This is a genomic window from Polynucleobacter sp. 39-46-10, from assembly GCF_002282275.1.
On sequence record NZ_NCJB01000320.1, the window covers coordinates 1 to 2,512 of the forward strand.

Here is a 2,512-nt window from a genome sequence, read left to right on the forward strand (position 1 = left end):
TGGCCATGCTTAACTAGCGATACCGCTTGAGAAACTGCTGGCGCAAGCGCACTCATTGTGATTGCTAAAACTGCAATCCAGTGAATGAGGCGGTTTTTATGGAAATTCATAATGTGAGGATTTTATCTAGTATTTTGATGTTCTGCTCCGAGCATTGCGCCTTGCAACAAATTGTTTCGGGTAAACCCATAATCCTCTAAACAACTTGGGCAAACAATGATCTTTGCGCCATTTGCAATTGCCTGTCTTATCGCCTCCCCCTCTTTGGAGACGGCTCCAGATTGCACTTCCACACCAAGAAGAACCGCCTTGTCATTGAGATAAATAACAATCGGATAACCTTTTTCTGCATATTGCCGACTCGCATCCAAAGCCATTGAAACCTTGACTGGATCATTAGTAGCTAAATTAACGTAGATAGGCTCTTTAGCACCAAAAACAGATAAGGGCAAAGAGATGGCCGCCAGAATAGCCAAAATTCTGAAAATCCTAGAGATCATCGCTTGCCCTTTTTTCTTTACTTCAATTAAAACTTCATATTTGCTGAAACGTAGAATGTTCTTCCCATACCCGCAACTGCAGTACCCCAAGCTACTCCATTCATTGACATTGTGTTACCTTGGCCTAGGTATGCTCCACCTTGTGGCAATGCGTAGAGCTTATTCAGTAAATTCTCAATACCGAAGTTCACGCGATATTTCTTATCATCATAAGAAGCGCGTAAGTTATAGAGTGAATATCCACCTGTTGCAATCTCATTTCTAACAGCATTGAGATTGGTCTTAGCTGCCACGAACTGTCCCTCAATAGTATTGGTCCAATTTGCACCTAAGTACTGAACAAATCCAAGCTTTCCATTCAACGGCATGATGTTGTAAAGATTGCCGCCAGTAGTCACGTTTTGACCGCGAGTATATGAAGCTATACCAGTCATTTGGAAACGGCCTAACTGAGGTAGCTTACCTAGCATTACATTACCGGAAAGATCCAATCCATAGAGTTGCGCATCTTGGTTTACATACTTAAGGACATTAAATTTATCAACAGTACAAGTTGTATTACATGCTGCATCGATATAGTTACTTACATAGGTGTAGTAAGGGTTGGTCTTAAATCCCCAAACCTCTTTATTAGCATCATGCCAATCACTTGCAAAGCTCACGGTATTTGCAACCTCAGGGGCAAGCGTCACTTGACCAACATAACCGTTACCATCCCCTACAAAGTTATTCATGATTGCTGCCATTGGTGTTGTTGACCAAGAGTAGCGCTCATAGAGATTTGGGGATCTGGTCTTGCGCGAGTAACCTGCTTCGTAGTTTTGATTGTTATCTGGTTTATACCGAGAAAGGGCTGTTAAGTCCCAGTTGTAATCAGTCTGCTGATGTTTCTGAGCATTAAATGCATTTGCTTGAGATTGATACATAGAGCTATATCCCTGAACATTTCCTGCATTTGCAGCGACCTGCTCAACACGTACCCCAGCCAAACTAATCAATTCCTTAGACCACTGTTGCTCTAATTCGCTAAATAATGCTAAACGCTCTCTGGTGCCATTATTAATATTTTGAAAGGTATTTGGACTCATCATCATTCCAGTACCTGATGGTGGCCACCAATCATTTAATTTATATCCTTGCCACTCGGTTCCAAGTCTAGCTAACTGAGTTTCGGAAATTGGTAGCGTTCCTTTAATAACAGCGCCGTTGGTTGAGCTCGTTGCCAGCATTGGCATTGCGGGCGATGTTCGTGCGCCAGTGTTGTCATCCATCTGGTGATTGACCATTTGGTTGTAGGCTTGAGCTTCTAAAGTACCCCAATCATATTTACCGGTGTACTTGAGATTAAATTGCTCACTTTGATTTTTAGTCATATCCATACGCTGGTTTGCATAACCTTCGAATGGAATAAATTGATACCCGGCTTTGAATTCAACTAGGTGGTTATCTTTTTGCCACGCTAAAGCGAGTTGTTGATTGGTGGCGATATATCTTGAGGCGCCAACTGTACTAGGTGAAATACCATTTCCAGCCGGCTTGAAGTTGCCGCCAGCCGTGTAATTTCCTGCCTTTACAGAATCAACCGTGTAGTTAGCACTAAATTCATCGGTTGCTGCCGTGACATTCAAATTTCCACCAATAGCTGTTGCATTGCTACTGTATGAAGCACCCACCTCACCTTGTGTGAGGGTCTCGCCTTTGTTAGCAAATACTGGAGGCAATGATTGAACGGAAACAACGCCACCCAAGCTATCACCGCCAGCACTTACTGGCGATAGACCAGTAATCACTTTGACGCTACCCACATTGGATGGACTGATATACGACAGTGGAGAGTTCATATGGTTTGGGCAGGAAGATAAAAGTGGCATGCCATCCACATTGATGGCTACTCGATCGTCCCCTAAACCATGGATTGCTGGCAAGCCAGATACGCCGCCACCAGAATACATACTGACGCCAGGAATATTCAAAAGCATGGCCGCAGTATTGGGAGTATTGACACGCGACTG

At 43.5% G+C, this 2,512-nt stretch carries 2 protein-coding genes; both read right to left on the reverse strand.

Annotated features, from left to right (window positions below):
- Positions 1-122: 122 nt before the first annotated feature.
- On the reverse strand, positions 123-500 hold the full coding sequence (locus tag B7X71_RS15080) for a DsrE family protein (protein WP_293599236.1): 378 nt from the start codon (positions 498-500) through the stop codon (positions 123-125).
- 26 nt (positions 501-526) lie between these two features.
- On the reverse strand, positions 527-2,512 hold a 1,986-nt coding region (locus B7X71_RS15085; protein WP_293601279.1), incomplete at its 5' end, for a TonB-dependent receptor.

Excerpts from the sequence above, each read along its gene's own strand:
- B7X71_RS15080 (WP_293599236.1), bottom strand. The coding sequence starts at position 500 with ATGATCTCTAGGATTTTCAGAATTTTGGCTATTCTGGCGGCCATCTCT.